Source organism: Bradyrhizobium sp. Leaf396 (assembly GCF_001424605.1).
Classification (GTDB): Bacteria; Pseudomonadota; Alphaproteobacteria; order Rhizobiales; family Xanthobacteraceae; genus Bradyrhizobium; species Bradyrhizobium japonicum_C.
Genome location: NZ_LMQJ01000034.1, coordinates 135,576 through 149,857, shown reverse-complemented (window position 1 = coordinate 149,857; position 14,282 = coordinate 135,576). Strand labels below are relative to the sequence as shown.

The 14,282-nt window shown below is 64.7% G+C and carries 13 protein-coding genes; 5 read left to right on the top strand and 8 right to left on the bottom strand.

From position 1 onward, the window contains the following. Window positions 1-83 precede the first annotated feature (83 nt). The gene (locus ASG57_RS25435; RefSeq protein ID WP_057197998.1) at window positions 84-1,442 is read right to left on the bottom strand and encodes an aromatic ring-hydroxylating dioxygenase subunit alpha; all 1,359 of its coding nucleotides are present in this window, start codon (window positions 1,440-1,442) and stop codon (window positions 84-86) included. Window positions 1,443-1,553: 111 nt separating this feature from the next. Here ASG57_RS25435 and ASG57_RS25430 point away from each other — a divergent pair, with 111 nt between their 5' ends. Beyond that, complete coding sequence (locus ASG57_RS25430; RefSeq protein WP_024337076.1) at window positions 1,554-2,339, top strand: IclR family transcriptional regulator domain-containing protein; 786 nt, start codon at window positions 1,554-1,556, stop codon at window positions 2,337-2,339. Between the two features lie 91 nt (window positions 2,340-2,430). Here ASG57_RS25430 and ASG57_RS25425 read toward each other — a convergent pair whose 3' ends face one another. The 5 genes from ASG57_RS25425 to ASG57_RS25405 all read right to left on the bottom strand — a co-directional run bounded on the left by ASG57_RS25425 (window position 2,431) and on the right by ASG57_RS25405 (window position 5,930). Next, window positions 2,431-3,108 (bottom strand): transglutaminase-like domain-containing protein, encoded by a 678-nt coding sequence (locus ASG57_RS25425; protein WP_057198219.1) that lies wholly within the window; start codon window positions 3,106-3,108, stop codon window positions 2,431-2,433. A gap of 91 nt (window positions 3,109-3,199) precedes the next feature. Further along, window positions 3,200-3,589 carry a VOC family protein gene (locus ASG57_RS25420; protein ID WP_349510067.1) on the bottom strand — a complete coding sequence of 130 codons (390 nt, stop codon included), beginning with the start codon at window positions 3,587-3,589 and terminating at the stop codon, window positions 3,200-3,202. 120 nt (window positions 3,590-3,709) lie between these two features. Beyond that, window positions 3,710-4,543 (bottom strand): helix-turn-helix domain-containing protein, encoded by an 834-nt coding sequence (locus ASG57_RS25415; RefSeq protein ID WP_057198216.1) that lies wholly within the window; start codon window positions 4,541-4,543, stop codon window positions 3,710-3,712. Window positions 4,544-4,612: 69 nt separating this feature from the next. Next, the gene (locus tag ASG57_RS25410; protein WP_057197997.1) at window positions 4,613-5,008 is read right to left on the bottom strand and encodes a group II truncated hemoglobin; all 396 of its coding nucleotides are present in this window, start codon (window positions 5,006-5,008) and stop codon (window positions 4,613-4,615) included. A gap of 13 nt (window positions 5,009-5,021) precedes the next feature. Beyond that, the gene (locus ASG57_RS25405) at window positions 5,022-5,930 is read right to left on the bottom strand and encodes a helix-turn-helix transcriptional regulator (RefSeq protein WP_057197995.1); all 909 of its coding nucleotides are present in this window, start codon (window positions 5,928-5,930) and stop codon (window positions 5,022-5,024) included. A 121-nt stretch (window positions 5,931-6,051) separates the two neighbouring features. On the opposite strand from ASG57_RS25405, the gene ASG57_RS25400 reads away from it, so the two are divergent. The 4 genes from ASG57_RS25400 to boxB all read left to right on the top strand — a co-directional run bounded on the left by ASG57_RS25400 (window position 6,052) and on the right by boxB (window position 11,908). Next, window positions 6,052-7,593, top strand: a complete 1,542-nt coding sequence (locus ASG57_RS25400; RefSeq protein WP_057198214.1) for a benzoate-CoA ligase family protein — start codon at window positions 6,052-6,054, stop codon at window positions 7,591-7,593. A 123-nt stretch (window positions 7,594-7,716) separates the two neighbouring features. Further along, window positions 7,717-8,535, top strand: coding sequence for an alpha/beta fold hydrolase (locus ASG57_RS25395; protein ID WP_057197993.1), 819 nt, complete (start codon window positions 7,717-7,719; stop codon window positions 8,533-8,535). 132 nt (window positions 8,536-8,667) lie between these two features. Next, window positions 8,668-10,356, top strand: coding sequence for a 2,3-epoxybenzoyl-CoA dihydrolase (gene boxC, locus ASG57_RS25390; protein WP_057197992.1), 1,689 nt, complete (start codon window positions 8,668-8,670; stop codon window positions 10,354-10,356). A gap of 100 nt (window positions 10,357-10,456) precedes the next feature. Further along, complete coding sequence (gene boxB / locus ASG57_RS25385) at window positions 10,457-11,908, top strand: benzoyl-CoA 2,3-epoxidase subunit BoxB (protein ID WP_057197990.1); 1,452 nt, start codon at window positions 10,457-10,459, stop codon at window positions 11,906-11,908. A gap of 283 nt (window positions 11,909-12,191) precedes the next feature. On the opposite strand, the gene ASG57_RS25380 is transcribed toward boxB, so the two are convergent. Beyond that, complete coding sequence (locus ASG57_RS25380; RefSeq protein WP_024337086.1) at window positions 12,192-13,004, bottom strand: SDR family oxidoreductase; 813 nt, start codon at window positions 13,002-13,004, stop codon at window positions 12,192-12,194. 78 nt (window positions 13,005-13,082) lie between these two features. Then, window positions 13,083-14,141 (bottom strand): polysaccharide deacetylase family protein, encoded by a 1,059-nt coding sequence (locus tag ASG57_RS25375; protein WP_057197988.1) that lies wholly within the window; start codon window positions 14,139-14,141, stop codon window positions 13,083-13,085. Between the last annotated feature and the right edge of the window lie 141 nt (window positions 14,142-14,282).

Here is a 14,282-nt window from a genome sequence, read left to right as displayed (position 1 = left end):
GACGTAGCAATCCAGAGTCTGCCCGCAGATACATTTCTGGCTTGCTTCGCTTCGCTCGCAATGACGATGGAGAGAGTTTCGCGCTATTCAGCCGCCGTCAGCCGATGCACCTTGGCGGCGATCTCCTTCGGCACCGGTGCCGTCCATGGCGCGCCGCGGCGGCGCTTGACGTCGACCTCCATCCAGTAGGTCTCCCAGCCCCGCGTCGGCCCGATTCCGTCCATGGTCGCGGGACCCTGGATGCTGCGCGCGTTGGCCTCGTCCAGGAACAGCATCGGCTTCTCGCCGCCCGAGACCTTCTCGATCTCCTGCCGCAGCAGGCGGCGATATTGCACGATCGCCTTGTCGCTCTGGCCGAGATGCTCCTTGGTGCGGTCCTGGATCGCCCCCATCGATTCCACCGCCCACTGGTCGTGAACGTTGATGTCGTTGCCCATGCCGGTATAGGTCGCGGTCTGCTGCTCGTGCGGATCGAAGCCGTAATCGTTGCTGCGGTTCTTGCGCGAGATGTAATCGGGCAGCTCGTAGAGCTCGAGCCGCTGGTCGCGCATTTTCTGCTTGTCGACCGGGTTCGTGTAGCTGGTGAAGATCGCGTACCAGTAGCAGTTCTCGTCGTCGACCGGCACGTGCCACTGCGTGATCGTCATCTCCGTGCTCATGGGGATGACGAAGCCGTGCGGGAAGAGCTGGTTGGTGACGCGCACATGCGTGCGCTCCTCGTCGATCTCGCGCAGGGCGATGAGGCGCAGGCCGTATTCGGTGTGCTCGACGTTGATGATCGGGCGGTCGTATTCCCGCAGGATCTTCGTCATCGGCAGATCGGAGCCGGCGGAGGCGCCGCGGAATTGCTTGCCGTAGGCGGTCGAGGTGTCCTCGTCCTCGAAGAAGCGGTGCAGATAGGAAGCGTGCGCGGGATCGATGCCGACTTCGAGCGCCTGCAGCCAGTTGCAGGCCATGTGCCCCTTGAAAGCGAACGTATGCGTGCCCGGCGCAACGAAGCAGTCGATCTCCGGAAATGCCGGCGGCTCGCCCTCGCCGAGATAGGCCCAGAGGATGCCGCTCTTCTCCACGACGGGATAGGAGCGCTGGCGGATGTTCTGGCAGAGCTTCGAATCCTTCGGCTCTGCCGGGGTCTCGATGCACTGCCCGGTCGCGTCGAACAGCCAGCCATGGAAGGAGCAGCGCAGGCCGCCATGCTCGAGCCGCCCGAAGGCGAGGTCGGCGCCGCGATGCGCGCAATGGCGGTCGATCAGGCCGTAGCGTCCGGTCTCGTCGCGAAACAGCACCAGGTTCTCGCCGAGCAGCCTGACGGGGCGGATCGGCCGCGCGCCCTCCAGCTCGTCCACCAGCGCCGCCGGCTGCCAGTAGCTTCGCATCAGCTTGCCGCAGGGATCCTTGGGCCCGGTGCGGGTGATCAGGTCGTTCTGCTCCTGGCTCATCATGGCGCGTGCATCCTCGTGGAGTAGCGTTTGTTCGTCTATTGAACGAATGGGCGAATTATGACATGCCTTGGAGCGGCAGCAAGCACTATTTTGCAGGATTGTCCCACACTCATGCCCAAGCTGAAGCGAGACGAGCGCGAGGAACGAGCCACGGATTTCGTCGAGAGCCTCGATCGCGGGCTGCGCCTGCTGCAATGCTTCGGCACCACGGCAGGTCCCACGACGCTGAGCGATCTCGCCCGCGCCGCGGAGCTTCCGCGCGCCACCGCGCGGCGCATGCTGTTCACGCTGCAGCGTGGCGGCTTCGTCATTGGCGATGGAAAACTGTTCTCGCTGACGCCGCATGTGCTGACCTTGGCGGCCTCATATCTGCGATCCAACCAGCTCGTCGCGGTTCTTCAACCCGTGCTCGATCGCATCGCGACCGCGGCGCAGGAAATCTCCTCGCTCGCGGTGCTCGATGGCGATGAGGTCGTGTTCATCGCTCGCGGCAGTCCGGCGCGGGTGTTTTCCGGCGGGCTCGAAATCGGCTACCGGCTGCCGGCCTTCTGCACTTCGGTCGGCCGCGCCATGCTCGGCCAGTTCGATGATGCTGAGCTCACCGCGCGCCTGAAGATGATGAAACGCGAGCCCCTGACGCCGCAGACGGTGACGGACCCGAGGGCGCTGCTCGCGCGCATCGCAGCCGATCGCGCGCAAGGCTACTCGCTCGTCGACCGCGAGGCTGAACCCCATTTCCGCTCGATCTCGGTCCCGGTCCGCCGCTATGACGGCGTGATCGTCGCCGCCATCAACATGGGCGCGCATATCGACCGGGTGCCGGCGCAGGAATTGGTCGATCGCTTCCTGCCGCTGCTGCGGGAGGGGGCAGGCTCTGTGCGCTCGCTATTGTTGTGATCGTCGGGTGGATTGGCCGAAGGCGTCATCCACCATCGTGTCCTGTCACGAGACGCGGTGGATTGCGCCTCGCTGACCCACCCTCCCGGTCTCACTGCTCCGCTTCGCGCTCCATATCGCGTCCCGTGAGATCCTCGCCCTGCATGTCGGCGTAGACGCGCGCCATCTCGCGCATCAAGAACTTCGCGGGCACGTCGTGATAGGTGCCGCGGTCGTTGACATACTGCATGTAGGCGCGGCCTTCGCCGTCGAACGGATGCAGCAACGCATCGCTGTGGCCGTCGAAATCGAGCGGCGCCACGCCGACCTTCGCACAGAGCGTATCGTTGAACGTCGGCGTCGCCTTGCGCCAGGCGCCGTCGACATGCACCTCGGTGAAACCGTGCCAGGTGAAGATGTCGGTGCCCATGCTGGCGCGGAGCTTCTCGGTGGTGAGATGGTTCTTCACGTCGGCAAAGCCGACGCGGGCCGGAATGCCGTGGACGCGGCAGGCGGCGGCATAGAGCGCGGCCTTGCCGACGCAATAGCCCTGCCCCGCAGCGAGGACGCTCGATGCGCGAAACGTCTCGGCGACGCGCATGCTGACATAGGGATTGTAGCGGATACCGTCGCGCACCGCCTTGTAGAGCACGCTCGCCTTCTCGCGTGCGTCCGCCTCCGGGCGTACGCTGGTTTCGGCGAAACGCTGCACCGCGGGATGATCGCTGTCGATGTATTCGCCGGGATCGGTGTAGAGGCGACGGATGGTATCGGGGAGGGTGTCGGTCATGCCCGCCAGTCTAATGCGGGCGCGCCGGTTGTCCACGCTGCGCGCTTGCTCCGCCCCGATATCAGGCTTGCGCATTCCGTTTGGCTCGAGGTCAGGCCGGCAACGGATCTTCGCCGGCTTTCGGCCAGTAGGTGCCGAAGCTCCAGAGGCCGCCTTCGGGGTCCCGCGCCGAGAAGTCCCGGCTGCCGTAGTCGGTGTCTTGCAATTCCGTTTCGATTCGAGCTCCGGATGCCTTCACCCTGGCATAAAGCGCGTCGGGATCGTCAACGGCCATGTACACCGCGTCGGTTCGGCGCCCGTCGAGTTCGCCGACGCTCTTGCCATAGCTATCCTGCCGATGCGCTCCGAGCATCAGAATGGATGACCCGAACGACAACTCCGCATGCGCGACGATGTTCTCGCGCCGGTAGACCACCCGCTCGGTGAATCCCAGGACGTCCTTCAGCCACACGATCATCGCCTCCGCGTCCTTGCAGCGCATCGTGTGATAGAGGCGAGGGGGTTCGTTTCCGGTTGGACTGGACATGGCATTCTCCACTTGGATTGTGCGCTCAGCCTAGGCGAGCCGTCGTCTCGCGGCTTGAACAAATGGGACCTGAAACTATCCGCCGGCTTCGCGGATCAGGCGTGGATCAAGCTGCTCCAGCCGCGCGGCCCAGATGGTCGGCTTCTCGCCGCTGAACTCCTTGAAATCGCGGGCGAGATGCGCCTGGTCGGCAAAGCCGGCCTCGATCGCAATACCGGCCCAGCCTCGCCTATCCCCGTTGCGCGCCAGTTCGCAGGCGCGGTGAAAGCGCAGCATCCGCGCCAATGTCTTCGGTGAAACGCCGATCTCGTTGTGAAACCGGCGCGCGAGATGTTTACGGCTCCAGCCGATGTCCGATGCGATGTCCGATATGCGCGCCGCGCCAGCGCTGCGCCAGAGCCGGCTGAGCGCCGCAGCGATTGCGGGGGAGGGCTCGTGCACCGTCCGCTCAAGCACGAAGGTCTCGATGATGTCGAGGCGTCGCTGCCAATTGTCTGCTTCCGCCACCCGCTCGCCCAGTTCTCGACCGTCGCGGCCGAGCAAATCTCCGATATCGACCATGCGCGCGGTGAGGTCAGGTACGGCGCCGCCGTAGAACCGGTAAGCGCCGAGCGGCGTGAAGTCGATCTGGACACACATGGCGCGGCCATCGGATTCGATCTGCACGGGTCCGGGAAACAAGCCGGCAACGAAGCTCGGCTGGATATCCGACCGATCGGGCTCACGCCCGAGCGCGATGCGGAACGGGCTGCCAAGGTTGATCAGAAACGGCAGCGACAGCGGCGCGGCGTGGCGAAAATTGGTCAGGCCGGCCCCGCGCTCGCGATAGCAGGAGATCGACGAGACGATGTGCGTCATATGCGCGGGAACAGGACGTCTGATGACTTCCGGCGCGATGCTTGCGTCCATGGAGAAGCCTCCGTTGTCCTGCACAGCTTAGCCGGACGACGGGATCGCACCAAGAGACGGCGTCCGGAACTAAGGCCGGTTGCGCATCCAGTCGGCGAGGCCCGACATTGCGCGATCGAGATGCTGCCGCGCGGCGGCATCGGTGATCGTCTCCGCCAGCGCCCCGCGCATGCAGAGCATCCACGCATCGCGCTCGGCATCGCCGATGGCAAAGCCGAAGTGCCGCTGCCGCAATCTCGGATGACCTTTCTCGGGGGAATAGAGCTTCGGGCCACCCGTCCATTCGGTGAGATAGCGCTTCAGGACGTCGCGGATCGGACCGAGGTCCTCCGCGTGCATCGCGCGGATGATCTTCGCCTCCGGTAGCGTGTCCATGCGGTCGTAGAAGCGGTCGACGAGGGCGTCGATCGTTGCGCTGCCGCCGATCCGATCGAACAGCGAGACCGAGGCGTCGATATTGGTCATGCGAAAACCGAGCTCACAGCGCCACGCTGCGCAGGCCGAAGCTGCGCGCCTCGTTCTGCAGCACGGGCCGCACCGCATCGATCAGCCGCACGGCGGCGGCATCGACGGACAGCCCCGCGGTATCCACCACCGCCGCCGCGCGCGAATACAGCGGCTCGCGGCTGAGCAGGATGTTGCGCAGCTCCGCCATGGCGGAGCGGTCATCGGCCATGGGGCGCAGATCGCCCTGGCGGCGCACGCGCGCCATATGCTCCTCGGGCTCGGCCTTCAGCCAGATCGTGTAGAACGAGGATAGCACCTGGTCGAAGGTGAGCGGCTCGGAGACGATGCCGCCGCCGGTTGCCAGCACCATCAGCTCGTTGCGCGCGAGCAACTGTTGCAGCGCCGCCTGTTCCATGCGGCGAAAGCCTTCCTGGCCGTAGAGCGCGATGATCTCGGCGACCGAGAGCCCGTTCTGCTGCTCGACCTCCTTGTTGAGCTCGACGAAGCTCCAGCCGATCTTCTTCGCCAGGATCTTGCCGAGGGTGGATTTGCCGGCGCCGCGCAGGCCGATCAGCGCGATGCCGCAGAATGGCGCGCGTCGCGGGGCGGAGGCGCTGCCGCCGGAGAGCAGCTCCTTGGCCTGAGCGATCTGCGCCGGGGTTGCCTTGCGCAAGAGATCGCGAAACATCTGCCAGTCCGGCGTTGGATCGGCCGAAGGGAGCAGGTCTTCGAGATGCGCGCCCATCGCGTCCGAGACGCGGCGCAGCAGCACGATCGAGACATTGCCCTTGCCGCTCTCGAGCTGCGCGATGTAGCGCTCCGATATTCCTGATACCTTGGCGAGCACCTTGCGCGACATGCCGCGCAGCGCGCGCATGGTGCGCACGCGCTGGCCGAGCTGTTCGAGGAAGCGGGATTCGGCGTCGGGACTTTCGCTCATGAGCCTTCTTTACAGGGGTCCTGCGGCGCGTTTTAATGAAACATAGTGCCTGCTGGCATTGACAGCAAGCCAATGCGATGTCTTTCTATGAATTATAATTCTAAATTCGGGGGAGATGTCTGTGAGCGAGGGATCCTATAACGCGGTGACCTGGCTGCTCGACCGTAACGTCGAGGAGGACCGCGGCAGCAAGCTCGCCTTCGACGACACCGTCTCGCGCATCACCTATGGCGAGCTCCAGCGCCAGACCCGGCGCGTCGCCAACATGCTGCGCCGGCTCGGCGTCCGCCGCGAGGAACGCGTCGCGATGATCATGCTGGATACGATCGACTTCCCGGTCGTGTTCCTGGGCGCAATCCGCGCCGGCATCGTGCCGGTGCCGCTGAACACGCTTTTGACCGCCGACCAATACGCCTACATCCTCGCCGATTGTCGTGCCCGCGTGCTGTTCGTGTCCGAGGCGCTCTATCCCGTCATCAAGGACGTCGTCGGCCGCATGCCTGATCTCGAGCATGTAGTCGTCTCCGGTGCCAAGCAGAACGGCCACAAGCAGCTGGCCGAAGAGATGGCCGGCGAGAGCGACCAGTTCACCACCGCCGTGACCCATCCGGATGAGCCGGCGTTCTGGCTCTATTCGTCGGGCTCGACCGGCATGCCCAAGGGCGTGCGCCATCTGCATTCGAACATGCAGGCAACCGCCGACACCTACGCCAAGCAGGTGCTCGGCATTCGCGAGAGCGATGTCTGCCTGTCGGCCGCAAAACTGTTCTTCGCCTACGGCCTCGGCAATGCGTTGACGTTCCCGATGTCGGTCGGCGCGAGCGTCATCCTCAACAGCGAGCGTCCGACGCCGGCACGCATGTTCGACCTGATGAACCGCTACAATCCGTCAATCTTCTACGGCGTGCCGACGCTGTTCGCGGCGATGCTCAACGACGAGACGATGAAGGGCGAGCGCTGCGGCGAGGCGTTGCGCATTTGCACCTCCGCCGGCGAGGCGCTGCCGGAATCCGTCGGCAACAGCTGGAAAGCGCGGTTCGGCGTCGACATCCTCGACGGCGTCGGCTCGACCGAGCTCTTGCACATTTTTCTCTCGAATGCGCCCGGCGATATCAAGTACGGCTCCTCCGGCAAGCCGGTGCCGGGCTACGCGGTGCGGCTTGTGAACGAGGCCGGCCAGGACGTCGCCGACGGCGAGGTCGGCGAGCTCCTGGTCGATGCGCCTTCCGCCGGCGAGGGCTATTGGAATCAGCGTCACAAAAGCCGCCGCACCTTCGAGGGGCCGTGGACTCGCACCGGAGATAAGTATGTTCGCGACGGCGAGGGCCGCTACACCTTCTGCGGCCGTGCCGACGACATGTTCAAGGTCTCCGGCATCTGGGTCTCGCCGTTCGAGGTCGAGAGCGCGCTGATCACCCATCCGGCGGTGCTGGAAGCCGCCGTCGTGCCCGAGGCCGATCCGGAAGGCCTCCTGAAGCCGAAGGCGTTCGTGGTGCTGCGCCCGGGCGCGACGACGACGGACTTGCAGGAGATGCTGAAGGAACACGTCAAGCAAAAGATCGGCCCTTGGAAATATCCGCGCTGGATCGACGTGGTGGAGTCCCTGCCCAAGACCGCGACGGGGAAGATCCAGCGGTTCAAACTGCGGGAAGGCGCGAATTGAGTTTGCTGATGCCGCGCACTGCCGTCACCGAGACCTCCGTCGCGTTCCCTTCCCCACAAGGGGGAGGGAACGACGGAGTGCGCGTAAATATCTCGCGCTCATCCAGCGAAGCAGAGTGACACCATGACCAATCTCACCCCCACCGGTTTCCTCAGCATCGGCACCGCCAGCCTCGAATACAAATGGCTCGCGCCACCGGCCGCGGATGCGCCGACCATCGTGATGCTGCACGAAGGCCTCGGCTCCGTCGGGCTCTGGAGCGACTTCCCGGAGAAGCTGCAGCAAGCCTCCGGCGCCGGCATCTTCGTCTATTCGCGCGCGGGCTATGGTCAATCCAGTCCGGTCGCGCTGCCGCGGCCACTCGACTACATGCAACGCGAGGCGCTGGACGTGCTGCCGAAGCTGCTCGACTTGATCGGCTTCAAGCGTGGCCTTCTGCTCGGCCATTCCGACGGGGCCTCGATCGCCACGATCTATGCCGGAGCGCATCAGGATCATCGTCTCAGCGGCCTCGTGCTGATCGCGCCGCATTTCATCGTCGAGGATATCTCGATCAAATCCATCGCCGCGATCAAGACGACGTTTGAGACCACCGACCTCAAGACGAAGCTCGCGCGCTGGCACAAGGACGTCGACAACGCGTTCTACGGTTGGAACGGCGCCTGGCTCGACCCGAAGTTCCGCGATTGGGACATTTCAGACTACCTCGCCTACATCCGCGTCCCCGTTCTGGTCGTGCAGGGTGCGGACGATCAATACGGGACGCTGCGTCAGGTCGAGATCGCGCAGGAGGAGTGCTACTGCCCGGTCGACGTGAAGATCGTTTCCGGCGCGGGGCATTCTCCGCATCGCGAGGCGCCGGCGGCGACGCTGGAGGCGATCGAGCAGTTCGCAGGAGCGGCCCTGCGCGACGATCAGGGTCTGCAAGGGCGCGCCGCGTGATGGCAGCAGAACGACTCCTCATGAAACAAAGTGCATGCTACGGCAGTTGAGGGCTAGACGCGTTCGAAAAGATGCACTATTGTGCATCTAACGGACAAGCCAGAACGCATAATTCAAGCTCAGGGATGACCCATGGCCGGGGAAGATCGGCGCCTCGCAGGCGGCGCGACATTCATCGATTTCCAGACCGAACCGTCCCGCTACAAGCACTGGAAGCTCACGGTCGACGGCGACGTCGCGACGCTGACCATGGATGTCGATGAGAACGGCGGCCTGTTCGAGGGCTACCTGCTCAAGCTCAATTCCTACGACCTCGGCGTCGATATCGAGCTGGCTGACGCGCTTCAGCGACTGCGCTTCGAGCATCCCGAGGTGAAGGTCGTGGTGATGCGCTCGGCCAAGAACCGCGTGTTCTGCGCCGGCGCGAACATCCGCATGCTCGCGGGATCGACCCACGCGCACAAGGTGAATTTCTGCAAATTCACCAACGAGACCCGCAATGGCATGGAGGATTCGTCGGAAAATTCCGGCCAGCGCTTCATCACCGTGGTGAACGGCTCGGCCGCCGGCGGCGGCTATGAACTGGCGCTTGCGACGGATCACATCATCCTTGCCGATGACGGCTCGTCCGCGGTGGCCTTGCCTGAAGTGCCGCTGCTCGCCGTGCTGCCCGGCACCGGCGGTCTGACGCGCGTCGTCGACAAGCGAAAAGTGCGCCGCGACCATGCCGATTTTTTCTGCACCATCGAGGAGGGTGTGAAGGGAAAGCGCGCGGTGCAGTGGCGTCTCGTGGACGAGATCGCGCCGAACTCCAAGCTGGAAGCCAGGATCGCCGAGCGCGCCAGGGAATTCGCCGCCGCTTCGAAGCGGCAGGGCAGCGGCAAGGGCATTGCGCTGACGCCGCTCAACCGCGTCATTGACGAGACCGGCATCCGTTATGGCTTCGTCACCGTGGACATCGATCGCGCGGCCCGCATCGCCACCATCTCGATCAAGGCGCCGGAGGCTGCACCGCCCGCCGACATCGACGGAATGATGGCGCAAGGAGCGTCGTTCTGGCCGCTCCAGGTCGCGCGCGAGCTCGACGATGCCATCCTGCATCTTCGCATCAACGAGCTCGAGATCGCCATGCTGGTGTTCAAGAGCCATGGCGACCGCGCCCATGTTCTCGCCTGCGACGCCTTCCTCGAAGCCAACAAGGCGCACTGGCTCGTCAACGAGATCAGGCACTACTGGAAGCGCGTGCTGAAGCGCATCGACGTCACCTCGCGCACGCTGGTGACGCTGGTCGAACCGGGCTCCTGCTTTGCCGGCACGCTGGCCGAGCTCGTGTTCGCCGCCGACCGCTCCTACATGCTGATCGGCACGCGCCAGGGCGACAACCGTCCGCCGCCGTCGATCGAACTGTCTGCGATGAACTTCGGCCCGTATCCGATGAGCCATGGCCTGACGCGGCTGCAATCGCGCTTCCAGGCCGATCCGTCCGACGTCGACCGCGCGGAAGCCACGCTCGGCACCGCGCTCGATGCGGAGCAGGCGGAAGAGCTCGGCCTCGTCACCTTTGCGCTCGACGACATCGACTGGGACGACGAGGTCCGCGTGTTCCTCGAGGAGCGCGCCAGCTTCTCGCCCGACAGCCTCACCGGCATGGAAGCGAGCCTGCGCTTCGTCGGCCCCGAGACGATGGAATCAAAGATCTTCGCGCGCCTCACCGCCTGGCAGAACTGGATCTTCCAGCGTCCGAATGCCGTCGGTGAGGAAGGCGCGCTGCGCCGCTACGGCAGCGGCCAGAAGCCGAAATTCGATATGACGCGAGTCTAGCGGGTAGGGAGTGGCGAATGGCGAATAGGGGATGCCCATTCGCTACCCGCCATTCGCCATTCGCCCCTTCAAACGAGCTAGTCCCACACGGGAGGTCCCCATGAACGTCAACATCATGAACGTCGACTACTCGACCAAGATTCCCAACAACGTCAATCTTGCCGAAGACCGCCAGGTGCTCAAGGCGCTGGAAGGCTGGCATCCCGGCTACATGGACTGGTGGAGCGACATGGGGCCGGAAGGTTTCCAGGAATCGCTGGTCTATTTGCGCACGGCCTATTCGGTCGATCCGCGCGGCTGGGCCAAGTTCGACTATGTCCGCATGCCCGAATATCGCTGGGGCATCCTGCTCGCGCCGCAGGAGGAAAACCGCGTCGTGCCGTTCGGCGAGCACTACGGCGAGCCGGCCTGGCAGGAGGTTCCGGGCGAGCATCGCGCCATGCTGCGCCGCCTGATCGTGATCCAGGGCGACACCGAGCCGGCCTCGGTCGAGCAGCAGCGCCATCTCGGCAAGACCGCGCCCTCGCTCTACGACATGCGCAACCTGTTCCAGGTCAACGTCGAGGAAGGCCGCCACCTCTGGGCGATGGTCTATCTGCTGCAGAAATATTTCGGCCGCGACGGCCGCGAGGAAGCCGATGATCTGCTGCGCCGCCGCTCCGGCGATGCCGATGCGCCGCGCATGCTGGGCGCCTTCAACGAGGCGACGCCGGACTGGCTGTCGTTCTTCATGTTCACCTACTTCACCGATCGCGACGGCAAGATGCAGCTGCACAGCCTCGCGCAGTCCGGCTTCGATCCCCTGTCGCGCACCTGCCGCTTCATGCTGACGGAAGAGGCGCACCACATGTTCGTCGGCGAGACCGGCATCACCCGCGTCGTGCAGCGCACCTGCGATGCGATGAAGGCGGCCGGCATCACCGATCCCACCGACATCGCCAAGGTCCGCGCGCTCGGGGTGATCGATCTTCCGACCATCCAGAAGAAGCTGAACCTGCACTATACGCTGTCGCTCGACCTGTTCGGCTCGGAGGTCTCGACCAACGCGGCCAACGCCTTCAACGCCGGCATCAAGGGCCGCTACCACGAGACCCAGATCGAAGACGATCACCAGCTCAAGAACTCCACCTATCCGGTGCTCAAGCTGATCAACGGCGAGATCAAGCTGGTCGACGAGCCGGCGCTGACCGCGCTCAACATGCGCCTGCGCGACGATTACAGCCAGGACTGCGTCAAGGGCATGCTGCGCTGGAACAAAGTGATCTCGACCGCGGGCTACGATTTCCAGCTCAAGCTGCCCAACGTTGCCTTCCACCGCCACATCGGCGAGTTCAAGGACGTGCACGCGACGCCCGACGGCATCCTGATCGACGATGCCACCTGGGCCAAGCGCAAGGACGAGTGGCTGCCGTCCGCCAGCGACGGCGACTTCATCACCTCCCTGATGCAGCCCGTCACCGAGATCGGCCAGTTCGCGTCCTGGATCTCCCCGCCCAAGGTCGGCATCGACAACAAGCCCGGCGATTTCGAATATGTGAAGATCGAGTCGTAAGCATCGGGACTCGGCGCTCCCGCAAACACGAATGGCGTCATCACCCGCGAAGCGGGTGATGCACTATTGCAGGGGCGCTTGTGGCTTCACAGAGAAGTCGCAAGCGCACTGGATTCCGGACGGGCAGTGTTTTGCCCGACGTGTCAACCGCGTCGCGGCTGAATCGTCGATTCTGGGCGGCTCAAGAAAATCCCTTGCTGATCAAGGGGCATTCTACTGTGCATGGGGTTGTTTTCGACGTTTCGGTTTTGGGCCCCATTGCGTGTGACCAGAGATCGCCGGATCAATCGCTGTCCCACCCGCTGCCCTTGATCCCCGGGTTCGCATAGACGATGCCGCCGTCGACCGCGATGGTCGCCCCGACGACGTAATCGCCCGCGCGCGAGGCGAGATAGATCGCGGCGCCCGCCATGTCCTCGTCGGTGCCGATGCGGCCGACGGGTACGCGCGTTGCGACCTCGTCGGCGTGGTCGCGCGCGGCGCGGTTCATGTCGGACTTGAACGGGCCCGGCGCGATCGCGGTGACCACGATGTGGTCCGGGACGAGCTTCACCGCCATGCGGCGCGTCAGATGGATCAGCCCGGCCTTGCTCGCGGCATAGGAATAGGTCTCGCCCGGATTGACGAAGATGCCGTCGATCGAGGCGATGTTGATCACCTTCGCGGGCCGCTCCGCGCTTCCCGACGCGCGCAGCGTCGGCGCCAGCGCCTTGGTCAGGAAGAACGGCGCCTTGACGTTGAGGTTCATCACCTTGTCCCAGCCGCTCTCGGGGAATTCGTCGAACTCCGCGCCCCAGGCCGCGCCGGCATTGTTGACCAGGATGTCCAGCCTGGCCTCGCGCTTGCCGTACTCATTCGCCAGCAGCTCGCAGCCGGCGACCGTGGAGATGTCGATCGGCAGCGCGATGCACTCGCCGTCGTATTGGGCGCTGAGCTCTTTCGCGGTGGCTTCGCAGGGTCCCGCCTTGCGCGCGGTGATGTAGACCTTCGCCGCGCCGGCGCTGAGGAATCCCGCCGCAATCATCTTGCCAATGCCGCGCGAGCCGCCGGTCACCAGCGCGATGCGGCCTTTGAGCGAGAACAGATCGTTGAACATGGTGCCTCCCTTGATTGGCGCTTGTTGTGAGCGGGGCGGGGAGGGGAGTCAATCTCCGCGGCCGCGGACATCGAGGGGCTATGCCGCCGCGATCCGGCGGAGGCCGTTCCACATCGCGGTCGCAGCGCCCGAGGTCAGCACCGGCAGGATGCGCGCGTCCTGGTAGTTGCCGTTGAGCGAGACGCGCGGCAGCGCCGTCATGTGGGCGGCATTGTCGGCGAACAGCATGCCGGGCCGCGTCGTCACCGCGGTCTTGAAGCCGGCGGCTGCAGCAAGGGTGAATTCGCGCATCCCCGCGGCCTCGCGGTCGCCATAGGGGTAGGCAAGATGCAGCACGGGGCGCTCCAGCGCCTGCTCGATCCGCTCGCGGCTCACCGTCATCTCCTGCGCGGCAACGTCTTCCGCCTGCTTGGCGAGGTTGCAATGACTGACGCTGTGCGCGCCGATCGTGACCAGCGGATCGGCGGCGAATGTCTTCAACTCGGTCCAGGACAGGCAGAGGCTGCGGCACAGCGCTCCCATGTCGACGTCGTACGTCGTGCACAGTGCCTCGATCTCGCGCTTGAGGTCGTGCTCGCCCGGCAGCGCGCGCAGCCAGTCGTGCAGGCGGTCGAACGTTGCCTGCTTGGCCGCAGGCGTCGTCGCATCGAGCCGCAATGCGGAATTGCCGATTGTAATGTCGATCTGCTCGGCCTTCGCGATGACGGCCTCCAGCGCCGCCCACCACAGGCGTCCGGTGCCGTCGGCAAAGTCGCTCGCGACATAGACGGTCAGAGGCGCGTCAAATTCGCGCAGCACCGGCAGTGCATGGTCCAGATTGTCGCGATAGCCGTCGTCGAGGGTAAAGGCGGCGAAGCGGCGGTCGAACCGTCCCTGCGCCAATCGCTCGTGCAGCTCGTCCATGGTGACGATGTCGATGTCGCGCGAGCGCAAATGGCACAGTGTCGCGCGAAGGAATTCGGGGGTGACTTCGAGATGCCGGTTCGGCTGAAACGCGGCCTCACGGGCCGGCCGCACCCGGTGCAGCATGAAAATGGCGCCGACGCCCGACAAGAGCGGGCGCAACAGGTGGTGCGCCCCGCTGAAATAAAGTGCTCCCAGCCCGGCGCGGATGACGTTGTTACGCAGTTGTTTCATGACCGGCTGAGGGACTCTGGCATTCCGCCTTCAACTTACGGAAGAACCCTTGAAGAAAAAGTTATTTGGATTGTCCAGGCAGGGCCTTCGGAACGGCACCATTTCCGGTTTGACAGCCTGCCAAGGGTTTGTTTTGTCTCC

Bases quoted from the DNA above. Each gene is read 5' to 3' on its own strand.
- ASG57_RS25405 (WP_057197995.1), bottom strand. From the start codon at position 5,930: ATGAGCGAAAGTCCCGACGCCGAATCCCGCTTCCTCGAACAGCTCGGC.
- ASG57_RS25415 (WP_057198216.1), bottom strand. From the start codon at position 4,543: ATGGACGCAAGCATCGCGCCGGAAGTCATCAGACGTCCTGTTCCCGCG.
- ASG57_RS25410 (WP_057197997.1), bottom strand. From the start codon at position 5,008: ATGACCAATATCGACGCCTCGGTCTCGCTGTTCGATCGGATCGGCGGC.
- ASG57_RS25380 (WP_024337086.1), bottom strand. From the start codon at position 13,004: ATGTTCAACGATCTGTTCTCGCTCAAAGGCCGCATCGCGCTGGTGACC.
- ASG57_RS25420 (WP_349510067.1), bottom strand. From the start codon at position 3,589: ATGCGCTGCAAGGACGCGGAGGCGATGATCGTGTGGCTGAAGGACGTC.
- ASG57_RS25375 (WP_057197988.1), bottom strand. From the start codon at position 14,141: ATGAAACAACTGCGTAACAACGTCATCCGCGCCGGGCTGGGAGCACTT.
- ASG57_RS25395 (WP_057197993.1), top strand. From the start codon at position 7,717: ATGACCAATCTCACCCCCACCGGTTTCCTCAGCATCGGCACCGCCAGC.
- ASG57_RS25425 (WP_057198219.1), bottom strand. From the start codon at position 3,108: ATGACCGACACCCTCCCCGATACCATCCGTCGCCTCTACACCGATCCC.
- boxB (WP_057197990.1), top strand. From the start codon at position 10,457: ATGAACGTCAACATCATGAACGTCGACTACTCGACCAAGATTCCCAAC.
- ASG57_RS25435 (WP_057197998.1), bottom strand. From the start codon at position 1,442: ATGATGAGCCAGGAGCAGAACGACCTGATCACCCGCACCGGGCCCAAG.
- ASG57_RS25430 (WP_024337076.1), top strand. From the start codon at position 1,554: ATGCCCAAGCTGAAGCGAGACGAGCGCGAGGAACGAGCCACGGATTTC.
- boxC (WP_057197992.1), top strand. From the start codon at position 8,668: ATGGCCGGGGAAGATCGGCGCCTCGCAGGCGGCGCGACATTCATCGAT.